Consider the following 25,232-nt stretch of genomic DNA (forward strand, 5'->3'; position numbering starts at 1 on the left):
GGATGCCTGCACGCGGCTCACGCCTGCTGCGCCTGGCGCGCCCGCGCACGCCCGAAGCATTGCCGCAGCGGCTCCACCGCCGACGCATCTATGTGCTGCCCACGCGCTTCGGGCTGTTCGTGGCCGTGTTGCTGTCGGCCATGCTGCTGGGCGCACTGAACTACAACAACAACCCGGCCCTGCTGCTGGCGTTGCTGTTGGCGGCAGCCGCCATCGCCAGCACCATCGCCGCCCACCTGCAGCTGTCGGGCGTGCAGGTCGATGCGATCTCGGCCGAACCGGTGCCTGCCGGCCAGCCGCTGCGCCTGCGCGTGGACCTGTCGCTGCGCGATCCGCGGCCACGGCACGGCCTGGAACTGCAGGTCGGCGACAGCCAGGCCTGGACCGACCTTCCCGCACAGGGCCGGGGCGAAGTGGAACTGGACGTGCCCACCGAACACCGTGGCTGGCTCGATCTGCCACGCATCCGCCTGTCCAGCACGCAGCCGCTGGGCCTGGTGCGCGCATGGTCCTGGGTGTGGCCGGAACAACCGCTGCTGGTGCACCCGGTGGCCGAAGCGGTGGCGCAGCCCCTGCCCGAACAGGGCAGCGACCCGCTGCACACCCGCGCCCATGCCAGCGGCGAAGAACTGCACCAGCTGCGCCCATACCGCGCAGGCGATCCGCCGCGCAGCATTGCCTGGAAACACTCGGCACGGCGCGACACCCTGCTGGTGCGCGAATACGAGAAGCCGGTCGGCATCGAAGTGGTGCTGGACTGGCGTGCACTGGCCACGCTGCCGACGGAAGTGCGCATTTCGCGCCTGGCGCGCTGGGTCGACAGCGCCGAACGCGAAGGGCGCCGCTACACGCTGCTGCTGCCCGGCCAGCCCGCGCTCGGCCCCGGCCAGGGCGCGAGCCACCATAAAGCGTGCCTGCGCGCACTGGCACTGATGCCCCATGACTGAGCCCGCCCTCCTGCTGGATCGCAATGCACGTGGCTGGACCCTGGCCAGCGCTGCGCTGGCACTGCTGCCCCTGCTGCTGCAGCTGCCCGGGCCGCTGGCGGCACTGATCGCGGTGGCGGGCGTGGCCACCGCTGCGCTGTCGCTGCGAGGCGTACTGCCCATACCGGTGCGCCTGCTGCTGGTGCTGGCCATGCTGGGTGCCATCGTCTGGCAGATGGGCGCGGTGCGCCCGGGGCGTGACACCGGCTGCGCATTGCTGGCAGCGATGCTGGCGATCAAATCCAGCGAGCTGCGCAGCGTACGCGATGCACGCAGCCTGCTCGGCTTCGCCCTGTTCGCGCCGTTTGCCGCCTTCCTGCTCGACCAGGGGCCGCTGACCACCCTGCTGGCCGCACTGGCCGGCGTCACCGCCCTGCTCGCCCTGCAGCGGCTGGCCCACAACGAAGGCCGCAGCGCGCCGCTGCCGCTCACTGGCCAGGTGCGCGGCGTCGGCCGCCTGCTGCTGATCGGCCTGCCGCTGGCGCTGGCCTGCTTCTGGCTGTTCCCGCGGCTGACCTCGCCGCTGTGGGGCGTGCCCGAGCGCGCGGTCGGCACGCCGGGCCTGTCCGAATCGATGGAGCCGGACCAGTGGCTGGACCTGATGGCCGACGACACCCCGGCACTGCGCGTGCAGTTCTTCGGTGCCGCGCCCCAACCCGAGCAGCGCTACTGGCGCGGACCGGTGCTGAGCCGGTTCGATGGCCACGTCTGGACGCGCGACCGCAACGCCGATTACCGGCCCATGCCCCAGGTGGCGCACGAAGGCCAGGGCTGGGACTACCAGATCGACTACGAGCCGACGGACCGCCGCCTGCTGGTTGCGCTGGACCTGCCCACGGCGGCGCCGGAAGGCGCGATGCTCAATGCCGAGATGAGCCTGGCCAGCCAGCGCACGCTGTCGGCGCTGAGCCGCTGGCGCCTGCACTCGGCACCCGCAGCACGCTTCGATGCCGACCTGCCGGACAACCAGCGGCGGGCGGCGCTGCAGCTGCCGGCCAACTTCAACCCGCGCACCGCGGCGCTGGCCCGGCAGTGGCGGCAGGAAGCCGGCACCGACGATGCCGCCGTGGTCCGCCGCGCGCTGGACTGGATCAAGGCTGATTTCTCCTACACGCTGGTGACGCCGCCGCCCGGGCGCGATCCGGTGGATGAGTTCCTGTTCGGCTACAAGGCCGGCTTCTGCCAGCACTTCAGTTCGGCCTTCGTGGTGCTGATGCGCAATGCCGGCGTTCCCGCGCGCGTGGTGACCGGCTTCGCCGGCGGCACCCGCAACCGGGTGGGTCACTACTGGGTGGTGCGGCGCATGGATGCCCATGCCTGGGCCGAGGTCTGGCTGCCCCAGCGTGGCTGGGTGCGGGTGGACCCGACCGCAGCGGTGGCACCCGAGCGCATCCTCGATACGTTGGAAGACCGCCTTCCCGAAGGCGGCGACCTCAATCTGCAGCAGCGCTGGCTGCAGGCTGGCCAGCTCGGCGACTGGCTGCGCCGGGGCTGGAACGACCTGGTGCTGTCCTTCGACGCCCGCCGCCAGCAGCAACTGCTGCAGCCGCTGGGCCTGGATGACCTGGGCCCGGGCCAGCTGCTGGCCGGGTTCGTGGCGGCCGCCATGCTGGCGCTGGGCTGGATGGCCTGGCTGCTGGCCCGTGGCGAACGCGAGCGAGACCCCTTGCTGCGCGCCTGGCACCGGCTGGGCCGTCGCTACGCACGGCTGGGGCTGGCCCGCGAGGCGCACGAACCGGCCCTGGCCTGGGCCCAGCGGGTGCACGCCCAGCGCCCCGATCCGGCCCTCATCGCACTCAGCCAGCGTTTCGCCGAAGCGCGCTACGCTGGTACTCGAACCGAGCTCGCCCCATTATTGCGGGACCTGCGCAGGCATCGCCCGACTTCCGGAGCTACTTCATGAACACCAAGTTCCTTCTCACCGCCGTGGCCGCCCTGGCCCTGTCGGCCTGCGCCACGGCCCCCAAGCCGCTGCAGGGTCAGTTCAGCGTGGTTTCCCCGCGCGACTCGGTTGCCACCCAGCAGGTCGGCACCCCCGTTCGCTGGGGTGGCCGCATCATTGAAACCCAGCCCGGCCAGGGCGAGACCTGCTTCCAGATCATCTCGCGCCCGCTCAATGGCAGTGGCCGCCCGAACACCACCTCGTCCGACGCCAGCGACGGCCGCTTCATCGCCTGCCGCGCCGGCTTCTACGACCCGGCCGTCTTCGAGGAAGGCCGTGACGTGACCTTCATCGGCAAGATCGATGGTTACGCCAACACCCGCATCGGCGAGTACGACTACCGCCTGCCCAAGCTCTCGGCCGACGTCATCTACCTGTGGCCGGAACAGCGCCAGGTCGATGTGGTGCCCTACCCGTACAGCCCGTGGGGCCCGGGTCCGTGGGGCCCGTACTGGGGCGGCTACCGTGGCTGGGGCTGGTGGTAAGCCCGCGACGGTTGACGTGATGCAGAAGGCCGCCCTCGGGCGGCCTTTTTTGCTGGCGCCATCCACGCATGGTGTGGATCTACTGAAAACCCGCCATCTACGGTGGGTGCCGACCGTTGGTCGGCACGGAAACCATGGATGCGGCTGCCTCAACGCCCCGGCGTACCGAAATGGCCCAGCGGCGCACCGGCCAGCAGGTGCATGTGGATATGGAACACGGTCTGCCCGGCATCCTCGCGGCAGTTCATCACGATGCGGTAGCCCTCTTCTGCAAAGCCTTCACTGCGCGCATACGCGGCGGCGGCCAGGGCCAGCTTGCCGATCAGGTGCGCCTGCGAGGGCTGCAGGTCGTCCAGGGTCGGGATGATCTCGTTCTTCGGAATGAACAGCACGTGCACCGGCGCCTGCGGCGCGATGTCCTTGAAGCCCAGCACCTCGTCATCCTCGTAGACGATGGTGGCCGGGATCTCGCGACGGATGATCTTGCTGAAGAGGGTTTCGGTGCTCATGGTCGGCCTCGGCGTGATGTCTTCCCCATTGTAGGCCGGCCACGCCACGCGCGGCCGCGGTCAATCGCGGAATTCGCTGCGCGTCCCGAACGCATGCGACAGCGTGCCGCGATCAACGTATTCCAGTTCGCCACCCAATGGCAGGCCCTGCGCCAGGCGGCTGGGCTGCACCTGGCGCGCACGCGCCAGCTGGGCCAGGTAATGCGCGGTGGCTTCGCCTTCAACGGTGGCGCTGGTGGCGATGATCAGCTCCTGCACTTCGCCCTGCGCCAGCCGCTGTTCCAGCTGCTCCAGGCCCAGCTCGCGCGGGCCGACGCCATCGAGTGGCGACAGCCGGCCCTGCAGCACGAAGTAGACGCCACGGAAGCCGGTGGCATTCTCGATGGCCAGGCGATCGGCCGGGGATTCGACCACGCACAACTGGCTGCGTTCGCGACTGTTGTTGGCGCAGGTCGGGCACAGCTCGGTTTCGCTGAAATCGCGGCACTGCGCGCAATGGCCGATGCGTTCGACCGCCAGCGCCAGCGCTCCGGCCAGGCGCTGCCCGCCTTCGCGTTCGCGCTCGAGCAGGTGGTAGGCCATGCGCTGCGCGGTCTTCTGGCCGACGCCAGGCAGCACCCGCAGTGCATCGATAAGTTGTTCAAGCAGGGGTGCGGACACGGCGACAGGCTTTGTAGAGTCGAGCTTGCTCGACTGAAGGTTGGAACAGCCGAGCAAGCTCGACTCTACGCGGTCGATGGCACCCGCTTGCACGGGTGCCACGCTGAACATCAGAACGGCAGCTTCATGCCCGGCGGCAGCTGCATGCCGGCGGTGGCCGAACCCATCTTCGACTTCGATTCGGCGTCGATCTTGTTGGACGCATCGTTGAAGGCGGCGGCGATCAGGTCTTCCAGCATTTCCGGATCGCTGGCCAGCGACGGGTCGATGCGCACCTTGCGGCACTCCTTGGCGCCGGTCAGGGTCACGCTGACCATGCCGCCACCGGCGCTGCCGGTCACTTCGATCTTGGCGATTTCTTCCTGGGCCTTCTGCAGGTTTTCCTGCATCTTCTGGGCCTGCTGCATCAGTTGGGCGATGTTGCCGCGCATAGTGTCTTACTCGTCAAAAGAACGGATGGAATCGGAAACAACCCGGGCGCCATGCTGCTGGATCAGCAGCTGCACTTCCGGATCGTCCATGAAAATGGCCTCGGCGGCCTGTTGCCGCTCGCCACGCTGGCGGTCGGCACGCTGGTGCAGGGTCTCGGCCGGTACGTGTTCGGTTTCCACGGTCTCGACCACGATCCTCGGCGCCTGGCCCAGGGCCTTTTCCAGCATTTCGCCCAGGGCGGACAGCGCGCGTTCGGAACGCAGGTATTCAAATCCGGGCGAAAGGCCCAGTTTCAAGGTACCGCCCTGGCAGCTGATGAAGGCGGCATTGGCCGCCAGCTGCCGCGAGGGGCCGCTCAGGCCGCTGTTGGCCACCAGATCCAGCCAGTCCTCGGCGCTGGCCAGATCGGACACGCCCTCCTGCGCCAGCGGCGCGGGTGCCGCTTTCGGTGGGGCCGGGGCGATCGCGATGCCTTCGGCCTGGAACGTGCGTTCCGGCTCGGCCGCCACAGCAACCGGTGCCGGGGCCGGCGGCTCCTGCCACGGCGCGACCATGGCCGCTTCCGGGGTGGCCATCACGACCGGCACGTCGATCTCCTCGGCCAGCGCCTGATCGCGAGCCTCGGCCTCATCCGTGGCCCACGGCGGCAGATCGTCGTCGGCCGCCTGCGGCGCCGCTTCGGCCTTCACCGGCGGCGGCGACTCGGGTTCCTGCACCGGGACCGGTTCAGGCTCCGGCGTCGGGTCCGGCTCAGGTTGCGGAGCCGGCTCAGGTTCGGGGTCAGGCTCGCGCGGCGCGGCCTGCACCGGCGCGGTCACCTCGGCCACGGCCACCGGGCCCGCCGCGGCGGCCGCAGCCACAGGCGCGGCATCCTGGCTGCCGGCACCGGCATGGCCACCGCCGGCATTGCCGCCGCTGGCGCCGCCACCAACAGCCCCTTCGACCGTCTTCGGTACCGGCGGCACCGCAGCAGCCGGGCGGAACGCCAGCATGCGCAGCACCGCCATCTCGAAGCCGGCACGCGGGCTGGGGGCCAGCGGCAGGTCACGACGACCGTTCAGGGCCATCTGGTACCAGAGCTGCACCACTTCCGGGCGCAGGCGCTCGGCGAAGGCGGCGGCATCCAGTCCCTCGGCAGGGGCGGCGGCGCCGGGCACCAGCTGCTGCACCTGGATGCGGTGCAGGCCTTCGGCCAGCGCTTCCAGTACGCCACTCCAGTCCGGCGAAAATTCGGCCAGGGCGGCCACCACCTGCAGCAGGCGCGGGCCATCGCCCTCGGCCAGTGCATCGAGCATGGCGGCCACCTGGGTACGGTCGACCGTGCCCAGCATGGTGCGCACCACGTCCTCGCGCAGCGCGCCGCCGGCGTAGGCGATCGCCTGGTCCAGCAGCGACAGGCCGTCGCGCAGGCTGCCATCGGCGGCCTTGGCCAGCTGCACGATGGCGCTGCCGTCCGCCTCGATCTCCTCGGCGGCGAGGATGCGGGTCATCTGCCCCTGGATCTGGTCCTCGTCCAGGCGCTTGAGGTTGAACTGCAGGCAGCGGCTGAGCACGGTGACCGGCAGCTTCTGCGGGTCGGTGGTGGCCAGCAGGAACTTCACGTGCTCCGGCGGCTCTTCCAGCGTCTTCAGCAGCGCGTTGAACGCCGCCTTGGAAAGCATGTGCACTTCGTCGATCAGGTAGACCTTGTACTTGCCGCGGGAGGGCATGTACTGGGCGTTCTCGATCACCTCGCGCACGTCATCCACGCCGGTGTTGGACGCGGCATCGATTTCCAGCAGGTCGATGTAGCGGCCGGCGTCGATGTCCAGGCAGGCCGCACACTGGCCGCACGGGTCGGCGCTGGTGCCCTGTTCGCAGTTCAGCGATTTGGCGAAGATGCGCGCGATGGTGGTCTTGCCCACGCCGCGGGTACCGGTGAACAGGAACGCGTGGTGGACCCGGCCGCTGTCCAGCGCATTGCTGAGCGCACGGACCACGTGTTCCTGGCCCACCAGCTCGGCAAAACGCTTCGGACGCCACTTGCGGGCAAGCACGAGATAGGACATCAGGCCACCGTCTTCCATCGGATGTTCCATTGTGCCATGCCTGTCCAGCCCCCTCGCCTCCGGCACGCCCACTGCACATCGATGACTGGGGGTGCTTGTGTATGGCCGCGCCGCCCGCTAGAATCTGCGCCCCTGCTGAGGCGTTTGCCGGTGGCAGGGATCCGGAGAGGTGTCCGAGTGGTTGAAGGAGCACGCCTGGAAAGTGTGTAAGCGTCTAAACCGCGCTTCGGGGGTTCGAATCCCCCTCTCTCCGCCAGATAAATGCAAACCCCTGTTTACGCAGGGGTTTTTGCTTTTCTGGGAGAGCATCAGACGGGACACAAATCGGGACACAACCCGATGCGAATTCCCCATCATCTCATCCGCTCCCCCGGTGGCCGCTGGTCCTTCCGGCAGCGAGTCCCCTCAGATCTCCATGCCAAGCTTGGCCGGACGGTCGTCAAGCGAAGTCTGCGAACCACGGATCTGCGCCAAGCCCAGGTGCAGGCGATCATCTTGGCGTCGCGCTATGCTCAGGTCTTCGATGCAGTTAGGGGACTGCCAATGGACCGAATGACCACTAAGGACGTGGACGCGCTCATCGAGCGTTTGACCAAGGAAACGGGGCGGCAAGATCTGACGCTTCATCGCACCCAAGCGCCCAATGGGACGGTGACTGAGCGCTGGCAGATCGACAACGAGGAAGACGTCCGGCTCTTCCGGAAAGCTCAGGTCTGGAACGCGGCTTCGGAAGTAGCTGGCATTGGCGCTCTTCCCCCAGATCTTGTTCACCAGCCAGAAGCAAAAACCAACGTGGCCGAAGTCATCTCTCTTCGCAAAGCCCGGGATGGATGGCTGGCCTCTTTGAAAGCCACGACGCTTCCGAAGACCTATGTCATCAAAAAATCTGCGATCGACTTCTTCGTCAAATTTATCGGCGAAAAAACGAAGGTCCACACGATCAAGCGACCCGATCTTGCTCGGTGGTATCAGCACATGCGGGAGGGTGGTGCTTCGACCCCCACTTTGACCAATAAGCAGAGTTACATTGGCGGTAAGGGTGGGTTTTTCGAGTGGTGCATGGCGTCCGGCTACTACCCGCAAGAAGATAACCCAGCCAGTGGTCACATTACTTACTCCGTTCGCGAAAAACGTGTTCGACGCAAGCTGGGCTTCAAAGCGTATGACTTGCATCAGATCCAGGCGCTTTTTGACCCCAGTAATTTTGAAAAGCTCTCTCCGAGTGCCCGTTGGGCGTCATTGATTGGGCTCTACACAGGAGCAAGAGCCTCGGAAGTTGGTCAGCTTTTGCTTTCTGACGTTTTCAAAGACGGCGACATTGTCTGCATCCGCATCAATGATGAAGGTGAGTTCCAAAAGGTCAAAACCGAATCGAGTCTCCGCACTGTCCCCATCCATCCCGACCTCTTGAAGCTTGGATTTTGGGAGTGGACCGAAGAGCTGCGATCCAAGGGTCATGATCGGCTCTTCCCACAAGCCAAAGCCAACGCAACGAATGGCGCAGGCAACTGGATCAGCAAGGCGTTCAGTCGTCATGTTGCGGAAGTGGGAAAGAACTGGCCTAAGGCAAAACGAGGCTTCCACTCACTGCGCAAGACCCTTATTCAAGAGATGCAAGGCGCAGGTGTGGCCTCGGAACTGCGGGCTCAGATCGTTGGGCACGAACTCGACGATGAGCATCATGCAACTTATAGCCGTGAGTTCACCAATGCGGAAAAGCTCTTTGGACTCGGCTCTCAGGCTGGCGGACTAGGTGCTGTGAATTATGGATTGAAGATCAACCGCCTTTCGAATTTTAAAAAATAAACGGAATTTGGAGAAGACAATGATGTCAAACGAAGCCAATCAGGCCTCTCCTGAAAACAAAAAATCAGCAGTCTCCGAAGACGCCACGGCCGTTGAAGCATCTGGAATTATTAAACACCGAATTCCAGAGGAGGCGCTGACGCACTTTGATTGGGAGGGTGAGCTTCGCGATCATGACTGGACAATGCATCGCTACGGGGCAGTTTTAGCGGTTCGGGAGAGAGCGAAAGCCCTCGAAGACCAAGGTGACTTGGCGAAGGCGGGCCTACTTCAACTCTTAGCTGCCGTCATTTCCATGCACCTGACGGGAACGACATCGAAGCCGTTCACCGCGTTGATGCGAGATGGCAATAAGAGCACGGCGATACCAGAGCATCTTGACCAACAAGATGTCAAATTCCTTCACCAAATGGCCGAAAATTGTTCAAGCTCCTGGCTCCGAGCGCGCATCGCAGACGTCGCTTGTGTGGCTGGACGTGAGCTCGGTGTCCCGGAATGGAGGATTGGCCCAGTTGCAGCGCACGCCTACTTGGAAGAGGCCAAGAAGTTCATTGACGGCACCGAGCCGGTCCGAGCAATGGACGCGGTCAAGTATCTTCAAAGAGCGCTCCAATTGGGCTGGATCTATGCCAAGAAGGATCCGGTCTTTCAAGCCGACCTTTGGACAACAATTCAGTCAGCTTTCGACGTAGCAATTGAAAAGCGCTTTTTGGGAATTCTCTTCCCATTGGCAGAGGAGATCATCCAAAGACGGCCAGACTTAGCATCTTCAAACGCAAAAAAACTGGAAGACCTAGCCGAGTTCTGGTGTAGCGATCCCGATCCAAGCGCAATGGATTTTGCTTCGAGGGCATTCAACCATGCCGCACGTCTTTGGAACACGGCCAAAAACGCTGCTCGATCTAAGGCCTGCTATTTCAAATCTGGTGAGGCGCTGATCACCAAATCGCGGCAACCTAGTCAAGCGATGGTGCGAGCCGAATGGATGAGCGAAGGCATTGCGATCTTGCGCCGCCATGGTGGAGATCGAGATGCTATCAGGCAATTACAAATTGAGCTTGCAGATGTCCGCCAAGCCATTCACGAAGAGATGCATGTAATCAGTCACCCCATTGACGTCAAAGACCTTGTCGAAGACATTGGCAGGAGGGTTGATGCGGACACATTTCCACGCGCGCTCCTGCAAGTTGCCTTCGCTTTTTCCCAATTTAGCTCAGCAGAGGCAATTCGGCAGGAGGTAATAGAATCGAACGAAAAATATCTCTTCCAGCATCTTTTCGCCCGTGTTACTTACAATCGCGACGGTGTTCCACTCGTTCGATCAGCGCCCCTTGACATCAACGACGAAGAGAGCATGGAAAGGCATATGGTGCAGAGCCTGTGCGAGTTCCATCATCCGCTCCTGGCTGATGTTGCCATTATTCATGCCATCAACATTGTTCGCCATCGCTTCGAGCCTTCATTAAACGAAGTGATGGCAATCGTCAGCGAATCGCCTTGTGTGCCAGAAGGACACCGCTGGACCTTGTCTCGTGGACTTTTGGCAGGGCTAGATCACAACTGGCACGAGGCGGCAGTTTTCCTTATCCCCCAAGCAGAGCCCTTCATTCGTGCCGCTTTCAAACGCTGCAATGTAAGCACTGTTTCAGTGGAGGAGCATGGGGAGGAAGAGAAATCTCTGAATAAGCTGTTAGATCACCCAGAGGTATCTAAGGTTCTCTTTCCTGACTTGGTTTTGGAGCTCAAAGCAATTCTCACCCACAAGGCGGGGCACAATCTTCGAAACCGCTACGGACATGGGCTGATGAATGATGATGAACTGGCATCTACTGCGACGATCGTACTGTGGTGGACGATTCTCAGACTCATCTTGTGGCCTTACCGTAGTAGCCTATTGGAAGAGACCGCCCTCTATCAGCAGGAGGAAAGTTCACCCTAATACCGCAAAAGGACATTTTTTCAACCTTAAAACGGTTTTAGCGAAAGGAGTGACACATGGCTCAGCTAGCAGAGAACTCTGTAGTAATTGCATTTCGCGATTGGCAGTGGCGCAACTTGAGACCGAAAAGACAGTCTCCTGATCTCTTTCTTTCATTGGAAGGCAAGGCTGAAAAAAAGAAAGGAGATGCTGAGGTAGCTTTCGATGATAGATTTTATATCTTTGAAATAAAGTCTACGGGAGCGACCATTAAAGACGAATGGACCAAGAGAAAAATCCTCGACAGAACTAGCAAAGCGAATCCAAAGTGGGCGTATCGGAAGGTGCGGCGGCTACTCAGGGTGGTGGGCAAACTCAATCCGAAGTCACCTTTTGCAGGAATTGCAGAGTCTCTACTAAATAAATCCCTCGCATGCCATCATTTTTTATTCTGGCGACATTCCACCTTGCCTAATGATCCCCGTGGCGATTTCTGCATTGTCCCCTACATTGCGGGCACTAAGCATCTAGGCGGGCTCTCAGCACCAAGCGCCCTACCAATAGGTGACCATCAGGTAGAGGAAGCAATGAGCCACTTAGATACCTACAGCTTTGGCTTGGTCAAAAAAGAAGAATTTGACTCCATTCAATATCAGGATATTTCCACTTTACATCCAAAACTACTCGACAATAAGAAGGCAAGGCTGATAACCACCGATGGGGGAGCTCACTTTTGGCAACATTTTGGTTTGACGCTGGCTGATTTTCAGGAATATGTAAACTATCTATGCGGCAACGTTGACGAGGAAATAAATGTAATCATCACGTCTAAAAGTGGGTCCGTTTTTTCGCACATTACTCGGACTACTGATTTGAAGTCATTGGTAAATGCTTATGTGCTAGAAAATCGACCAGCGCCCACAAACAGTCAACTTCAGAAGCTCGCCACCAAGAAACCGCCGATGCCCGCAACTCCTGAGAGGAAGCCGAGAAGAGAAAAAGAAATTGTGAAACCATCTACAGAAAAAAAGAGAAAGATGGGGCCATCTGGTTAGATTTCCACTAATCTTCTCTCATAGCCTCTTCAAAAGATGCTCGTTCTTCGGCAGACCAGCATCGAGGATCATACGGGTCAAAATTTTCTGCTTCTTTATTATCAGGAAATTTTTCCAAGTAAATATCAACTGATTCCTCGGCGATTTCAGCAGCGCGCTGTGGCTCAGCGATGGACAAAGCCCTAAGGTAAGCCGCTATCCAAATCTTTCTCTTTAATCTTTTGCTTGACATATGCGTTCCAACTTATTCCCTCCTAACATAGCGGTTGACAGTTCTCTGTCAACCGCCAATACATTTGTATCCCTATCACACCAGACTTTTAGGGAAACCGTTAAAATCGCGGCCTAAATCTCAGCTGGCGATGATGATTGGCAGAGGCCGTCTGTTCAGACGGGCCTTCGTCATGGATCTCTTTACAACTTTCGTCTCCAACTCCAATACAAATCGAGGCCGCAGCCATTGCGGCTCTCGTTTGTCTTATGCGCCACTCCCTACGCTTCATCACCCCAGAAGAGGCCAGATGCTTCATCCTCAGCATCCGACGCCGCGCCCTAGCTGCTGCCGGTGACGGTGGCTCGTAGTCGAACTCTGAAAGCTTGGCCTTGGCTGCTAGGTAGTCACACTGCGCCCGATAGGGACTGACCAGCATTCGTGCATAGCGCACCATAGCCCTCCCGAGTGCTTCGGTATCCTCAAAGAGAAGCCCTTTACCACCGTAATGGTCTGCCCGGCGCGAGTGGATTAATGCGTAAGCTCGCTCAAAGCAGGGCTCGATCTGTATCCCTGGAATGCTGTTCAAGATTTCCAGTGCCTGCTCTGCAACTTCTCGCTGAGCCTCCAACCATTGCTCGATCAGTTCGGCCTGCTTGTTCAGCACTTCGGCACTTGCCCCCTTGGATCGCGACAGCCGCGACACCTTAGACACTTGCCGGGTAAGCGGGTTGTAGTGAGTAGGGATCCGATCACGAACCGTGCTGCTCGGCTGCTCTGGTGAGTTGGCAGTTTTCCAATGAGAACGACCCTCCCTGTTTCGATCCCGCAATGCGGCCTCGTGGCTGTGCGTTTCTGGAACCGGGTGGACGAACTTGGCTCCCTGGACTTGGCGACGCTCTTTTAAAATCTGAGTGAAGCGTAGTCCTGCCACAGAAGGAGCATTCTTTGCCGCAGAGACGGCTTGCCTTACCTTCTTCTTACCGTAAAAGCTGTCTTTTGGAATACGACGTATCGGGTCTCTCGACAGGGCACGCGCTTCCTCATGCAAACCCTGCCGCGCCTTGTCTGCGGCTTGAGCACGAAGCGTCCGATGGTCAACCCTGGCGTTGACGCTCGCCATGATGAGGTGAGCATTGATGACCGATGCGATCTTGCCCCGCAAGATCTTCATCTCTGCGGCTCCCGCACCCTGCCTTGCGTCAAAAGCAGCACAAGCTCGTTCCCCTAAGCCAGTCGCATCGACCTTGCGTGCCGACAGTAGAAGGTGAACATGATGGTTGCGTTGATCGCCTTTCTTGCTGGGTGCATGAACCGCAACAAGAACAGCAACCTGATACCGATCTACCATCAGGCGGCCTAGATCAATCGCCAGATGATGTCGTTGCTTTGAGTCCAAGCTTTTGGGTAAAGAAATCTCGACCTCCCGGGCAAGCCTGGCGTTGGACCTTGTCTCGTGCATCTCGTTTTTATCCCAAAATGAGCGAACATCAAGGCACCAGTCCGGCGCGCCTTTCGGGGCTAGCATCTCTTGGGAGACGACTCCCCCTCTACCTTTGTATTTATGGACGGTGCCATTTTTTGTATCGCGCAAGTTGAACCCCGCACGATAAGCTGCCGCTGCTACCGATGAGTGGCCCTTCCCTCTGCTGTATGATTTTATATTGACGTGGTAAATCGCCATTGATATCCCAATTCATGTTAGTGAAGTGAACATCAAAGGCGCTAGACTTTATTTGTAAATAGGCTTGCCAACATATTTTATCGTGACAATTATCACGAGGATTTAATCGCGTCGAATATTGCTCTTTTCATCGCAAAGCGATGCCCACGGTTTTCGCAGAGCGAAAACCATATGTGGGCTCTTGCTCCATAGAATTTTGGGTTTTGCCACGACCACTTTAAGGCGGCAACATTAGGTGCGTTTATCCAATCAATCTCAACGACTGAATAAACCTTAATGAATTATAAATTCTCAACATTATTCAGCGGTGACCGAGACTCGGTCGAACACTCAACTTTCCATTCTCTCTGCCGATAAGCTATGCAGTGATGATCAAGATTAGAAGGCGAGCACTCCATGGACTGGATTAGTTTTTTGACCCGCGATGTTGCGATTGGATCAATCCTCGGGATCTCGGCTGCGGCACTCATAATATGCTGGCGTGTAGGCTCGTTCCACCCAGTCAATGTTCGCCTTCTGCGATTTTTTATCGCCAAAGATGAGGTGGAGGATCCTATCATCAAAAAGAGTTTGGCAGATCAAACGGCATTGGTCAGTTTCAGGATGACGCACGGCGTGAAAGTGCGGACCCTGCGTGACGCGCAGAAGTTATCAAAATTCTCTAATAGAACGAACATTCCGCTCGACCTGATAGGAAGGGCTGGCTGGGCGTTTAATTTAAAGAGTCTGACCCTCAATCCTAATCGAGTGCCTCACGGAGCGTGGCTCGCGCTTCCTGCATTTTTCTTACTCGTCATGATCCTGGCGACAGCAGGCTTCTCAGCCGTCGCAGCGAGCAGCAAATTGCTTGTCTCGCTTAAGGCAACAGACACTTGGCTTTGGTTATCGCAGGACGAAGCCCGCGTTTTTCAACCCTTTGGGCAGAGGGCAACAATCAACAAATCATCTTGTAGCAACGAACAAGATGAAGCAGAGCCCCAAGTTGGGTTCCACGAGGATGACCGCGACATTCTTTGTGAAATTTGGGCCGATCCAGGGCTTGAAAAGCATTTTTCCAAAGAGCTCCCAGAACAGCGAATAACCTTCTTAGTGGCAGCGGCCATTTTTGCATGGTATGCGTTCATGAGCTTTTCGCTTCTTCGAGAATGGATTGCCCAGAGAGAACTTCGGGACCTCTTAGATGAAGTAGTGGTGCCTGACTTGGGATCTAGATCAAAACTGTTGGAGAGAGCAAATGATGACTAGTTTCTATTATGACTTAGCAATGGCGCTGATCCCCGGCACCATCGCTGGCTATTACTCAGGCCTACTCATGGCAAAGGTCAACAAATTTAATTCTCTTAAGTTTGAAGCTCTGCGAGTTGTGCGCTCGATAAATTATTTGGGCGATTCTAAAAATACCTCAGTGACAAGATCGGAGAAGACGCAAGACCTCCATCTGATTGCGTCAGAGCTGCTTCTGTTATAGCACCAGAAGTCTGGGATGAAGGTGATGGCGATCAGCAATGACGTTCTCGATACCCTTGCGGCTTGCGAATTTGCTCCGTATGACGTTGCATTGTTTGAAAAGCAGGTAGCAAAGTGGCAACTCACCCTACGTGGCATTAAACCAAGCGCACGCCTCCTGCTGCCTTGGGGCCAGATTTGACGATCAAATGGGTCAAGACTTCGCCGATCTTTCCTTGACCTTGGCCAGCAGTTCTTTCTGCTCTTTGGCAGTCAATCGTCCGAACTCCTGGATCAGTTCAGCCAGCTGATCTGTCTCTGCATACAGATAGGCCAGTGACACACCCAAGGCCTTAGCCATCTTCTGGGCCGTCTCCGTGTCGCAATCATGCACAGCCCGCTCGTATCGGTTGATTCGAACGCCTGCAACATCTTCGGGCAATCCCATCGCCACTCCTAATTTTTTTTGGCTCATCCCAAGGACTTGCCTTGCCTCCTTCATACGGTAGGCAAAGACTTCTCGGGCACTGCGGGCGTTGGGAGCATTCATGCCACCAAGGATGAACGTAAGCTACGTTGCTCGTAAATTACGTTGCCCGTAGCCTACGTTTAGCGTATCTTGCGATGGAACGTCAACCGGTCCAGGGAGCGCAGGATGAGTTCACACGGGAATGCTGTTGGAAGTGGGGACGCCACAAGAGAGCTGGTGAACCGAGGATGGCGGATTGCCTACATCGGCTGGGTGGCTCCCATCGTTCCGGTGATCGGGTTCGTTGTGCTGATCGTCCTGTCCATCGTCGCCATCCTGCACGGGGTCTTGGCAGCAACGAAGGGAAACACCTCCGCAGGACTGCGTCTGGCCTTGGCTGCTTGGCTCGGATCGACCGTAATTGGTCTCTTGTGGATGGGCGTCTATGCCCTCCTGGCTTCTATCTTTTAAATTAACCAAGGAATGATGATGACCATGAAGCGCTTCGCGACTGCCACCGTCCTGGCCATTGCGCTGACCGCATGTTCGAGCGGCCCTTCCCAGAACAAGGCTGAGGACGCCATGCTTGCTTATGTCAAAGACAACGGATCAGAAGATGCCCGCCTGATGGAGTTCGAGCTTGGCAAGTGCACCAAGGTTGACTCTGGCTACAACTGCCCGGTGAAGTCGCGAGTCCTGGCGATGGGTGGAAAGTTTGACCAACAGTTCAATGGGGTCTTTACCTTTGCTGACGTTGGGGGCTCTTACAAAGTCATCGCTCGGGTCAGCATGGACTGAGTCAAGCGTCGCTACCATTATTAAAGAGCCCCTTTTGGGGCTCTTTTCATATGAAATGAAGATCATCTCCTCCCAGCCAGTAGTTCGTTTTCCCAATCGTTCTTGATTTCGTTGAGTCGTGCGGCTTCTATCCAGAACTCTTCGTCAGGTTGATCAAGATCGCCCATAAGCCAAGAAGTAAAAAGGCCGATCTCATAGCAGCAAAAAAGTGATACCTCGACGCGCTCAGGAACCACCAGACCAATGGCAACTTCATGATGCGTCTCTGTCTCCCTCATCCTGAGCGAAGGCAAGATGGACCTAACATTGGGGTGTGCCCCGTCGTCGATCATTGCGTCATACATCTGACGCACCAATCCCGCGTTGTCCGGCATTAGGCGGCTAAAACGCTTACAGGTGTTGAGCACAGCGTCCCCGAAGGCCTTTCGACTTCTCTTTCGATCTTCATCGCTTCGATGCCGATTAACCCAAAGATCACTGAGTTCTGGCTTGATCTCAATTTCCTGGGCATAGCACGCGGCCTCCAAAGATGCGCGTAACGTAGGAAAAAGCGCAGCCCGATACCCTATTAGGGCCGTATTGATCGATGCGCAGAACATCCCTCGCGCATTGATCCGAAGGATTGCGGCCATTGGCGGCTTCAAACGACTCGAAGCTGTCCGGTCAATGAAAGCATCTAGCTCTGCGCAGCGGTTCAACGCAAGAGCGTTGCTCTCCCGAGCGGCTTCGGCGCAGCCGTGGGCAACGTCCATGAACTGAAAGAGAGGCAGCGAATTGCTCATATGTTGGTCCTCCTGAACGAGAAATATGACACATCCTCCGATTTCTAATTGCTACCAGCCTGATGCCTATTCGCTCTCAAAAGCCCCGCAGCCATTAGCGAATCAGAGATAGACGCGCGAGTTTTCGATGATTCCAATAGCCGTAAAGGGATCGACTTGACTATAGATGATTCCGAGATATAAATCGCCGCATGGGCAAAAAACTATCAGATGGATTAATTAAGCCAGTCATACCCCGGATCACCGATTCGGAACGAGACTCCCGTGCCCAGATCTGCGAAGAGTCGCTTGATATCTTGCGGAAGAATCAAATGCTCTTGCCGAAGCGGGCGAAGGAATTTATGAAGCTCTTTGTGCACGGCTATATCAGCCACGAGGAACTGAGCGTCCTCCTTAACAGCAAAATTTTCAAGTCCTGAGACTAGCGCAACAACACTAGCCATGTTAAATAACACTGTCGACGACGCCCTGTCCCGCAAGGTTTTGCAGCATGAGCGAAACAACATAATGTGGACTGAAACTCCATTTAAATACATCAGCTATTGACAGACATTTGCTTGACGTTAGGTTCGGACACGAAGGAAACACCATGCCCGACCAAAAATCCGAACCGTCTATCCATCGCTGCATAATAAGAAACCTCCCCGTTGAAAATGGCGTTGTGGGAGAGATCATCGTAGAAGGCCAGAACGCAGCGCAATGCTGCGATAAAATACTTCGCCTATTGAAGCGCAAGTCACGCGCCAAGAAATCTGTCGCCTGCACATCACCCACACAAAGCACAGTAGATCTGCTGGATGATGTCATTCAACGCTACATATCAGATCTAATACGCCGCAATCTCGCCCTGACCTACATCCAACTCAACAGGCAAACACTTGGAATTATGCTTGCCGCTATCGGTAACAAGCCATTAGCATCAATCACTGGCAATGATATCCGAAGGACCTTGGACAGCTTCAAATTTTGGCCAAGCAATGCACGACGAAATCCATCCATGAAAGACCTAAGCTTTGCTGAGATCTTGGAAATCGGGAAGAGAAGCACCCCCTCCCCCATCAATAGCGAGACTTATAATAGTCATATCAGACGCATCAACGCTTTCTTCAATACGCAACAGGAAGCGGACAAGTCTTTCAGATCACCCGCGAAAGGCGTTGCTAAACTAATTGACGTCTCTACAGCAGCGAAGAACCGCCGCCCCTTCACTAGAGGCGAGCTTGAAAAGATCTTTGAGCCGGAAGCCTATTCGGAGTGGACCAAAGACAAGCCCCACAGGTGGTGGGGCCCTCTCCTGGCGCTTTACACAGGAGCACGGATTAGCGAGATCGCACAGCTTCGAACGACGGATATTCACACTGTCGATGGGGTCACATGCATCTGCATCCAGGTTACGGCGACGGGGCAACGCCTTAAAAACGCCTCTTCCATTCGCGCCATTCCCATTGCCCAGCCGTTGCTAGATGCCAACTTCTTGGCCTATGTCAATGAAGTTCGAGCCACTGGACAAGATCGACTCTTCCCACACCTGCCCCTCACCGTCGCGGTCAAAGATGGCAAGGCATACATCAAGGGCTACGGCGGCACACTTGTTCAGCAGTTTAGCCGATACATCAAGAAACATGGGTTCAAGAAAGGCATCGGCTCACACGTGTTCCGCCATACCTTCGCCTCTAATTTAACCAAAGAAAAAGTTGGTGCGGTGCAGATTGCCGCACTCACTGGACACACAGTCGTGGGAGCCCCATCCGAAAGCGTCTCGGTCCCGGGCCTGATGAGCTACATCGACAGAGGAGTTTGCCCGCCTGAGCTACGAGCTTGCGCGGAGACACTCTCTAAGTTCTATCCAGGAATTGAGATCCCAGCATACACCCCTGGACAGTTTGCAAAAGCCCTCTCAAGAAAATCGAAGTTTCACAAATAAAAAAGCCCCTTGCGGGGCCTTTTTATTTCATCCCGGATACTTCGGGAACTTTTCATCGGGATGCTTGGCCTTCCACTCTTTGTATGCAGGAGAACCTTCCCAGGCAGCAAAGGCACGTGGAGTCCGGCCACGACCAGTCCACGTCTCTTGCGTATGCGGCAGCCAATACTTCGGGGCCACTTCTTTGCGCGTGTCAGTGCCAGCTGACTTCTTCGGGCGACCTGGCCCATTGGAAGAACTGCCAACTTGATTGGCGATATCCGCCTTCTGCTTAGACGTCAGGTGCTGCCCGTAACGGCTCAGCAGATCTGAAATCTGCAAGAACGCGTCGGACGCTTCGTCTTCAATGAGCTTCGCTTCTTGCTCTTCAAGCTTGCGAAGTTCTTCGGCCAACTTGGCTTTGGCCGAAGCGATTGAATCAAGGGTCGGTTTGCTCATTTGGCCAGTGGACTAATTGATCGGAGCGTAACTATAACAAGCGGGTGGAACGTCGCATAGCGCGGTCTTCCTCCGCTTTTGGTGCCCGGAGCTTCTCAGCGATTTCATCCGTTTCCTCAACCGAGATCTCTTTCACCTTTCCCCACTCAGTCCCCCCCTCATCAAGCGTTCCAGCAACGTGGAAATGAAGATGGCTAATGGCCTGGTTCGCGTCCTTCCCGTTGTTCTGCCACACCGCGATGCCAGGCCTCTCATACGTTTTATCAATAAGCCGTGCTGCATCCCGAACAGCGGTCATCAAGGCGAGCGTCTCACTGTCATGCAGCTCCAACAGCGTTGGTCGATGGGCAATCGGAATGACCAGCAGATGTGGAACGCCCCTTTGCTCCCGAGTCACCAGCGTTGCCGTGAGTTCATCACGCCGCAAGATCGTATAAGGCCTATCTCCCCTGAGATATGCACAGAAGGCACACGCACCGTCGTCAGGAAGATCAATGCTGGTCTCGCCCATTACGAGCTCCTTAGAGAAGACAAGAAGGCTTGCAGCTCCAAACGGTCCAGTTTTTTAAACTGGTCATCAGGAACGACTATCGTTAACTCATCGGATACTTTTTCTTTTCTTGAACAAAACATGAAGGAAAGAATGATGAGTCTAATTGAGTCCTGAGCCGGGAGCACGCCTGATATTCTCGACAGCCCTCCGCCCCAGGGTGAGATAGATACAGGCTGCCCGTTACCCTTTGTCGTGACCTCAGCCCACAAGTCGAACAAACTCTTTGTCAGTGTCTCGATCTGCGAGCTCGCTTTATTGTTCTGATCCATATCGGCGTATGCCGAAAGAAAGATTTTCTTCCCACAGTGCCTGACAGTCAAAGCGGTTCCTATTTCATATTTCTCTTTCTTCCCTTCCTTTTCGATAGGGGAAACCGGAACCTTACCCACCAGAGCGTCACTTATCTGCTTATCCAGCTCTTTCCATGAGCCTTCATAAAGCTTGTCGATTGCCTGACCCAGAAGGCTCTTCCGCTCAATGATATTTGGAGTTTCCGTGTCAAACGTATTGCAGACACCGATGACAATATTTCCACTCTGGTTGAAAATATCACCCTTAACTATTTTTATTTTGGTCTTAGGAGAGGAATACTCAGCCTGGATAGGATTTGGCCAGTTCAGATAAAGGCCGGCTGCAAGCGATGAAACGACTACGATGATAAATGATATTTCATTCAGCAGTTCTGCCCGCGCAGGGAAGAAGAGAACAATTATTCTAATGACAGCAATAATTGTTCCCAATACGGCAAACGACTTCAGAATGTAATTCTTCCAAAATCGACGGGTTGTCATATCTTGGATCAGGTCTCCCATGATCATTTACCTTTACAGGCCAAGATTTGTATAGAAGGCTGACTGATAGTAGTGCGGTCCTTGACCCTTCTTAGATGGGTAGAAACCAACGTAATTATCCAGGGCGAATTTTATAATTTTCATTTGAAACGACACCGACATGGTGTAATAGTTCGCATCTAAGAGAGGCTTAGGTATGAAGTTTTCATCAATATTGCGGTCACCATCCAAATTCGCAACAATGACTGGAAGATCGAACTCCTTAATGACTTCGATTTCATGGGCCAAGAATGAGATACCATCGCCGCCCTTTTTCTTTCCATAGGAGCTTCCAAGCAATATTACCTGCTTCGCGTTTTTTAGCCGCTCTCTCAGATTACGCTTGATTGTCTCAGGCTTACTTGTGTCTCTCGCCTCAAATAGGTCGTGCGCGTCATAGAAATTAAAATCAATCTTATCGTTGTCTCTCCATGCCTCCATCAAACGATAGGACCTGATGTCTTCACTTGCGAAAGCAATATAGGTTTTATTACGATAGCTCATCTCAAACTCCATGTTATAGATGTGTATATTTTCTGACCGGTATTAGCTCATACAGGACATCAAGAGGATTTGATTTGGGAGGAAGACAGCTTTTAATTGCCCATATATGCAATTGCATCTCGCTTACTCTCGACAAGTGAGCCACGTCCAACTCATGGATCAGCGGGACTGAACCGTCCGCCTTTTTAGAGACTGAGTCCATGGCTACGAACTCTAAAACCCTACGGGATGACGGCAGCTGCTTCTTTTGGATCGTCTTAGAAATGGCTATCTCTGCATAAATCCAGGGTGATGAAGTCTTGGCTTCATTGATCGTCTTGCCCGGGGTTATCGACGCAGGCGTATTTAAAAAAAACAAGCATTCACAGCGATCAATCATTTCCGTAATTGCCATAGCCAACATCATGTGCACGTGGCTCGTCGAGAGATTTCTCTTATCGTAGTCGTAGCTTGTCCTATTCTCCTGCATACAGTATTTATCGTCTATTTTTTTTAATAGCGCATCTGCGCTATTCCAGACAGTTGAATCAATGAATGAATTCAGGCCGAAATGCTGTTCAAGCCAACCTGCTAGGCGAAGGGCTTTGGCCTCATCGTTGTGAGAATGAGATATGAATACGTCAGCTTTGATGGCAGGGAACCAAGCCTTGCTAAGTGCTTTTGCGTCCAAACTTCCGTCGTCCGAAAGATATGCATCCAAAGTGCTCCTCACCGTGGAAATTTGCTTATCGCGGATCGCGCGTCCACGCGAATCACTCTCCGTGCCGAAGGTGTCCGAAAGACCTTCAATCTGAAAACCTCTGTGCATTGTTCCCCCCTGCGGAACTTGGTAGCGAATCGTCACACCACCTTGCTTTCTCCAAATATTAGCTGAACGGATGTCATTTCGTCATAGGAATTCTCCTACCCACCCGGAAGCTTAGCCATGTGGAGGGCGTTAGACTCATGGTCACAACACAGGACACAGGCCCGGTTTGCGTTTCGCTGAAGGAAGAAGGGGTTAGAGCGGATTCAATCCGCTCCCCCTCTCTCCGCCAGATAAATAAAAAAGGCTGCCCTTCGGGCGGCCTTTTTTATTTATCTGGCGCGGGACGCGAAGTGCGCTGCGCGCGCTTCGCCCCATGCGTTGCTGCGCAACGAATGGGCCCCTCCCTTTGCCTGCCTCTCCCCCGAAGGCAGTAGATCCACGCCATGCGTGGATGGCGCGCCACCCGGCAGCCCTTCCCCACCCGGCCCTACGCGCTATGGTCACGCCATGAAGACCCGCCGCTACCACCACAACGATCTGGCCGCCTGCCTGGCGATCTTTGACAGCAATCTGCCGACCTATTTCGCCCCGGAGGAACGCCCGGACTTCGAGTCGTTCCTGCGCGGGCTGGCGGAAGAGCACGCCTACCAGGTCATCGAACTCGACGGCAGCGTCGTCGCCTGCGGAGGGCTGTCTCCTCCCACGAACGGGACCGCCGGGTTCTGCTGGGGGATGGTGGAGAAATCCCGGCACGGACAAGGACTTGGCCGCCATCTTGCACGGGTGCGCCTGCAGCAGGCCGCCACCGACCCCCGCGTGGAGCGCATTGCGTTGAGCACCAGCCAGCACACCGAGGGCTTTTACGCCGGGCTGGGCTTCCGCGTCACCCAACGGGTAACGGACGGTCACGGCCCGGGAATTCACGCCGTGCACATGGAAGTACGCCTGCAGTAGATCCACGCCATGCGTGGATGGCATGCCACGCCCGCGCCCCAAAAACGCCCCTGTCCCAAAAGCTGAACGAAACCTGAAAAATCGCTATCGTAGGCGCCTTCACCCTACGCACGGCCTTTTGCCCCGATGAGCTCGATCGACCGCGTGCACGCCGCCCTGCCCGACGCCGATCCGTCGGCACACGGCACCTGCGAGAACTGCGACACCGCCCTGCAGGGCCACTACTGCCATCACTGCGGGCAGTCCGCGCACAACCCGCTCAAGCATGTCGGCCACGCCATCGAGGAAGTCTTCGAATCGTTCTGGCACCTGGACGGGCGCATCTTCCGCACGCTGCGCGACCTGTGGGTGCCCGGCCGCATTGCACTGAACTATCTCAAGGGCCGCCGGGTGGGCTACGTGCAGCCGCTGCGGCTGTTCGTCATCCTCACCCTGTTCACCTTCTTCATCGGCAAGATGTTCGTGCACGTCGACAACTTCAGCGTGGGCGCCAGCGGCAATTCGCTGTTCGGCAAGGCCACCACCGCCGAACAGGTCGAAGCCGTACGCGCGCAGCAGATGGCACTGATCGACCAGCAGGCCAGCACCACGAACACCGGCAACCCCGGTTTCGCCATTGCCCGGGCTGCCGTCAATGCCGCCGCCGCGCAGCGCAGGGCCGAGCTCGGCGCACCCACCGACACCCCCGCGTCGCCGACCGACGACAATCACGGCACGTTCTTCAACTACAGCATCAACGGCAAGCCCTGGGATGCGGACACCAATCCCATCGTGCTCGCCGGCCTGCCGCAGTTTGCCAACAACTGGCTCAACCGGCGCCTGCAGAACGGCAACGCAAACATCCAGCGCATGGGCGGCAAGACCGATCTGTACATGCAGGCGATCCTGACCGCACTGCCCGGCGCGCTGTTCTTCCTGATGCCGGTGTTCGCGCTGGTCCTGCGCATTGCCTACATCCCGCGATCGATGGGCTACCTGGAACATCTGGTGGTGGCGCTGTACAGCCACTGCTGGCTGATGATGGTGGTGCTGGCGACCTTCCTGGTCGCCAGCATCAGCAATGCACTCGCCTCGCCGCTGGTCGCCACGCTCGGCCTGTGGATCACCGCACTGCTGTGGCTGGCGGTGCCGGTCTACCTGCTGTGGATGCAGCAGCGTGTGTACGGCGGCAACAAGCTGCTGACCGTGCTGCGCTACACCCTCATCGGCGGCGTCTACTTCTTCCTGGTCAACGTGGTGGTGATGTACGCGGCGCTGGCAGGCATTTCCGCCTGATCGCGCAGCCTCAACTGCTGGAGAGCTTCATCAGCACCAGGCCACAGACGATCAGCACGGCCGCGCCGATGCGCATCGCACTGACCTGCTCGCCGAGGAACACGATGCCGACCACGAAGGCGCCCACGGCGCCGATGCCGGTCCAGATCGTGTAGGCGGTACCCAGCGGCAGCGTGCGCATGGCCACGGCCAGCAGCCAGAAGCTGGCGATCATGCCGAGGATGGTGACCACGGTGGGGGTGAGCCTGCTGAAGCCTTCGGACTGCTTCATGGACACGGCCCAGACGATTTCCAGCAGGCCGGCGAACAACAGATAGATCCAGGCCATGACGGCCCTCCTATTGGTAGGGCCAGGCCGTCCTGGTCATTGATTCCCGATGCGGGGGAGGTCGTTCCTCCTGCGGCCGCATTCTAGCAACGGGGGCACGTGCCGGCCGTGCTGCCTGTGTACGGGTTACAGCCGATTCATCGCATGAAGCTGGCGTCGAAGCCCACGCCTGCGCTAGAATGCGCGCCTGCCATCGGCCAGCCGATGCGCAGTCCGGCTGTGGTCTCCGGCGCGCGACGCGCTGCTTCCCCTGATCCGTGAACCGGCCGCCCTTGGGCGGCCAACGTCTCTATGGTGGCCCCGTCGGCCCCTCGCGACGCTAGGTCGAAAATCCCGCCAGGGCCGGAAGGCAGCAACGGTATCGATCGACGCGGGCGCCGAGGTCAGCCGGCGGGGCCACCGCCTTTTTGGGCCGTGCCCCGCTCTGGTAGCTGCCAACCTTGGTTG

27 protein-coding genes, 1 tRNA gene and 1 other RNA gene are annotated in these 25,232 nt (G+C 57.6%); 15 read left to right on the plus strand and 14 right to left on the minus strand.

From position 1 onward, the window contains the following. The first annotated feature begins 2 nt into the window (after positions 1–2). From IAE41_RS09510 to IAE41_RS09520, 3 genes are read left to right on the plus strand one after another with little or no spacing between them, the layout of a single operon-like run. The gene (locus IAE41_RS09510) at positions 3–947 is read left to right on the plus strand and encodes a DUF58 domain-containing protein (protein WP_200732946.1); all 945 of its coding nucleotides are present in this window, start codon (positions 3–5) and stop codon (positions 945–947) included. Further along, complete coding sequence (locus IAE41_RS09515; protein WP_200732947.1) at positions 940–2,889, plus strand: DUF3488 and transglutaminase-like domain-containing protein; 1,950 nt, start codon at positions 940–942, stop codon at positions 2,887–2,889. Before IAE41_RS09510 ends, IAE41_RS09515 begins: the two co-directional genes overlap by 8 nt. Then, positions 2,886–3,413 carry a Slp family lipoprotein gene (locus IAE41_RS09520; protein WP_079220835.1) on the plus strand — a complete coding sequence of 176 codons (528 nt, stop codon included), beginning with the start codon at positions 2,886–2,888 and terminating at the stop codon, positions 3,411–3,413. The genes IAE41_RS09515 and IAE41_RS09520 overlap by 4 nt, the downstream gene beginning before the upstream one ends. Before the next feature lie 149 nt (positions 3,414–3,562). Here the strand turns inward: IAE41_RS09520 and IAE41_RS09525 are convergent, their stop codons facing one another. The 4 genes from IAE41_RS09525 to dnaX form a co-directional block, all read right to left on the minus strand. Continuing rightward, on the minus strand, positions 3,563–3,922 hold the full coding sequence (locus IAE41_RS09525) for a histidine triad nucleotide-binding protein (RefSeq protein ID WP_108747771.1): 360 nt from the start codon (positions 3,920–3,922) through the stop codon (positions 3,563–3,565). A 60-nt stretch (positions 3,923–3,982) separates the two neighbouring features. After that, positions 3,983–4,582 (minus strand): recombination mediator RecR, encoded by a 600-nt coding sequence (gene recR, locus IAE41_RS09530; protein WP_200732948.1) that lies wholly within the window; start codon positions 4,580–4,582, stop codon positions 3,983–3,985. Between the two features lie 110 nt (positions 4,583–4,692). Next, complete coding sequence (locus IAE41_RS09535) at positions 4,693–5,013, minus strand: YbaB/EbfC family nucleoid-associated protein (RefSeq protein WP_004154630.1); 321 nt, start codon at positions 5,011–5,013, stop codon at positions 4,693–4,695. A 6-nt stretch (positions 5,014–5,019) separates the two neighbouring features. Continuing rightward, positions 5,020–7,062, minus strand: a complete 2,043-nt coding sequence (gene dnaX / locus IAE41_RS09540; RefSeq protein ID WP_200732973.1) for a DNA polymerase III subunit gamma/tau — start codon at positions 7,060–7,062, stop codon at positions 5,020–5,022. 163 nt (positions 7,063–7,225) lie between these two features. Here dnaX and IAE41_RS09545 point away from each other — a divergent pair. The 4 genes from IAE41_RS09545 to IAE41_RS09560 all read left to right on the plus strand — a co-directional run bounded on the left by IAE41_RS09545 (position 7,226) and on the right by IAE41_RS09560 (position 11,841). Beyond that, a tRNA-Ser gene (locus tag IAE41_RS09545) sits at positions 7,226–7,318 on the plus strand. Positions 7,319–7,401: 83 nt separating this feature from the next. Beyond that, positions 7,402–8,868 (plus strand): site-specific integrase, encoded by a 1,467-nt coding sequence (locus IAE41_RS09550; protein ID WP_200732974.1) that lies wholly within the window; start codon positions 7,402–7,404, stop codon positions 8,866–8,868. Positions 8,869–8,890: 22 nt separating this feature from the next. Further along, on the plus strand, positions 8,891–10,807 hold the full coding sequence (locus IAE41_RS09555; protein WP_200732949.1) for a DUF4209 domain-containing protein: 1,917 nt from the start codon (positions 8,891–8,893) through the stop codon (positions 10,805–10,807). A 56-nt stretch (positions 10,808–10,863) separates the two neighbouring features. Then, positions 10,864–11,841, plus strand: a complete 978-nt coding sequence (locus tag IAE41_RS09560; RefSeq protein WP_200732950.1) for a hypothetical protein — start codon at positions 10,864–10,866, stop codon at positions 11,839–11,841. A gap of 7 nt (positions 11,842–11,848) precedes the next feature. Here IAE41_RS09560 and IAE41_RS09565 read toward each other — a convergent pair whose 3' ends face one another. Both IAE41_RS09565 and IAE41_RS09570 read right to left on the minus strand, forming a co-directional pair. Further along, positions 11,849–12,073, minus strand: a complete 225-nt coding sequence (locus tag IAE41_RS09565) for a hypothetical protein (RefSeq protein WP_200732951.1) — start codon at positions 12,071–12,073, stop codon at positions 11,849–11,851. Positions 12,074–12,173: 100 nt separating this feature from the next. Beyond that, positions 12,174–13,736 carry a MobA/MobL family protein gene (locus tag IAE41_RS09570; protein WP_200732952.1) on the minus strand — a complete coding sequence of 521 codons (1,563 nt, stop codon included), beginning with the start codon at positions 13,734–13,736 and terminating at the stop codon, positions 12,174–12,176. A 396-nt stretch (positions 13,737–14,132) separates the two neighbouring features. On the opposite strand from IAE41_RS09570, the gene IAE41_RS09575 reads away from it, so the two are divergent. Together IAE41_RS09575 and IAE41_RS09580 are read left to right on the plus strand one after the other, a co-directional pair. Further along, the gene (locus IAE41_RS09575) at positions 14,133–14,981 is read left to right on the plus strand and encodes a DUF6216 family protein (RefSeq protein ID WP_200732953.1); all 849 of its coding nucleotides are present in this window, start codon (positions 14,133–14,135) and stop codon (positions 14,979–14,981) included. 238 nt (positions 14,982–15,219) lie between these two features. Then, positions 15,220–15,384 carry a hypothetical protein gene (locus IAE41_RS09580; RefSeq protein WP_200732954.1) on the plus strand — a complete coding sequence of 55 codons (165 nt, stop codon included), beginning with the start codon at positions 15,220–15,222 and terminating at the stop codon, positions 15,382–15,384. A 12-nt stretch (positions 15,385–15,396) separates the two neighbouring features. On the opposite strand, the gene IAE41_RS09585 is transcribed toward IAE41_RS09580, so the two are convergent. Beyond that, the gene (locus IAE41_RS09585; protein ID WP_200732975.1) at positions 15,397–15,684 is read right to left on the minus strand and encodes a helix-turn-helix transcriptional regulator; all 288 of its coding nucleotides are present in this window, start codon (positions 15,682–15,684) and stop codon (positions 15,397–15,399) included. A gap of 153 nt (positions 15,685–15,837) precedes the next feature. Here IAE41_RS09585 and IAE41_RS09590 point away from each other — a divergent pair, with 153 nt between their 5' ends. Both IAE41_RS09590 and IAE41_RS09595 read left to right on the plus strand, forming a co-directional pair. Further along, positions 15,838–16,122, plus strand: coding sequence for a hypothetical protein (locus IAE41_RS09590; protein ID WP_200732955.1), 285 nt, complete (start codon positions 15,838–15,840; stop codon positions 16,120–16,122). An 18-nt stretch (positions 16,123–16,140) separates the two neighbouring features. Then, on the plus strand, positions 16,141–16,449 hold the full coding sequence (locus IAE41_RS09595) for a hypothetical protein (protein WP_200732956.1): 309 nt from the start codon (positions 16,141–16,143) through the stop codon (positions 16,447–16,449). Positions 16,450–16,511: 62 nt separating this feature from the next. Here IAE41_RS09595 and IAE41_RS09600 read toward each other — a convergent pair whose 3' ends face one another. Beyond that, positions 16,512–17,231 (minus strand): hypothetical protein, encoded by a 720-nt coding sequence (locus IAE41_RS09600; protein ID WP_200732957.1) that lies wholly within the window; start codon positions 17,229–17,231, stop codon positions 16,512–16,514. Between the two features lie 589 nt (positions 17,232–17,820). On the opposite strand from IAE41_RS09600, the gene IAE41_RS09605 reads away from it, so the two are divergent. After that, positions 17,821–19,155: a site-specific integrase gene (locus tag IAE41_RS09605; protein WP_200732958.1), complete on the plus strand. Its 1,335-nt coding sequence runs from the start codon at positions 17,821–17,823 to the stop codon at positions 19,153–19,155. Positions 19,156–19,182: 27 nt separating this feature from the next. Here IAE41_RS09605 and IAE41_RS09610 read toward each other — a convergent pair whose 3' ends face one another. From IAE41_RS09610 to IAE41_RS09630, 5 genes are read right to left on the minus strand one after another with little or no spacing between them, the layout of a single operon-like run. After that, positions 19,183–19,593 carry an H-NS family nucleoid-associated regulatory protein gene (locus IAE41_RS09610; protein WP_200732959.1) on the minus strand — a complete coding sequence of 137 codons (411 nt, stop codon included), beginning with the start codon at positions 19,591–19,593 and terminating at the stop codon, positions 19,183–19,185. Between the two features lie 31 nt (positions 19,594–19,624). Further along, on the minus strand, positions 19,625–20,104 hold the full coding sequence (locus IAE41_RS09615) for an HIT family protein (RefSeq protein WP_200732960.1): 480 nt from the start codon (positions 20,102–20,104) through the stop codon (positions 19,625–19,627). Continuing rightward, positions 20,104–20,958, minus strand: a complete 855-nt coding sequence (locus IAE41_RS09620) for a macro domain-containing protein (protein WP_200732961.1) — start codon at positions 20,956–20,958, stop codon at positions 20,104–20,106. Before IAE41_RS09620 ends, IAE41_RS09615 begins: the two co-directional genes overlap by 1 nt. A gap of 12 nt (positions 20,959–20,970) precedes the next feature. Further along, entirely contained in the window at positions 20,971–21,480 is a 510-nt protein-coding gene (locus tag IAE41_RS09625) for a TIR domain-containing protein (protein ID WP_200732962.1), read from the minus strand. A gap of 13 nt (positions 21,481–21,493) precedes the next feature. After that, positions 21,494–22,324: a toll/interleukin-1 receptor domain-containing protein gene (locus IAE41_RS09630; protein ID WP_200732963.1), complete on the minus strand. Its 831-nt coding sequence runs from the start codon at positions 22,322–22,324 to the stop codon at positions 21,494–21,496. Between the two features lie 411 nt (positions 22,325–22,735). Between IAE41_RS09630 and IAE41_RS09635 the strand changes: the two genes are divergently transcribed. Then, on the plus strand, positions 22,736–23,182 hold the full coding sequence (locus IAE41_RS09635) for a GNAT family N-acetyltransferase (protein WP_200732964.1): 447 nt from the start codon (positions 22,736–22,738) through the stop codon (positions 23,180–23,182). Positions 23,183–23,308: 126 nt separating this feature from the next. Continuing rightward, on the plus strand, positions 23,309–24,457 hold the full coding sequence (locus tag IAE41_RS09640) for a DUF3667 domain-containing protein (RefSeq protein WP_200732965.1): 1,149 nt from the start codon (positions 23,309–23,311) through the stop codon (positions 24,455–24,457). Between the two features lie 10 nt (positions 24,458–24,467). On the opposite strand, the gene sugE is transcribed toward IAE41_RS09640, so the two are convergent. Continuing rightward, positions 24,468–24,785 carry a quaternary ammonium compound efflux SMR transporter SugE gene (sugE, locus tag IAE41_RS09645; protein WP_108767972.1) on the minus strand — a complete coding sequence of 106 codons (318 nt, stop codon included), beginning with the start codon at positions 24,783–24,785 and terminating at the stop codon, positions 24,468–24,470. 300 nt (positions 24,786–25,085) lie between these two features. On the opposite strand from sugE, the gene ffs reads away from it, so the two are divergent. Further along, positions 25,086–25,182: signal recognition particle sRNA small type (gene ffs, locus IAE41_RS09650), an RNA gene on the plus strand. Positions 25,183–25,232 lie beyond the last annotated feature (50 nt).

This window comes from Stenotrophomonas sp. S39 (assembly GCF_016624665.1).
GTDB lineage: Bacteria > Pseudomonadota > Gammaproteobacteria > Xanthomonadales > Xanthomonadaceae > Stenotrophomonas.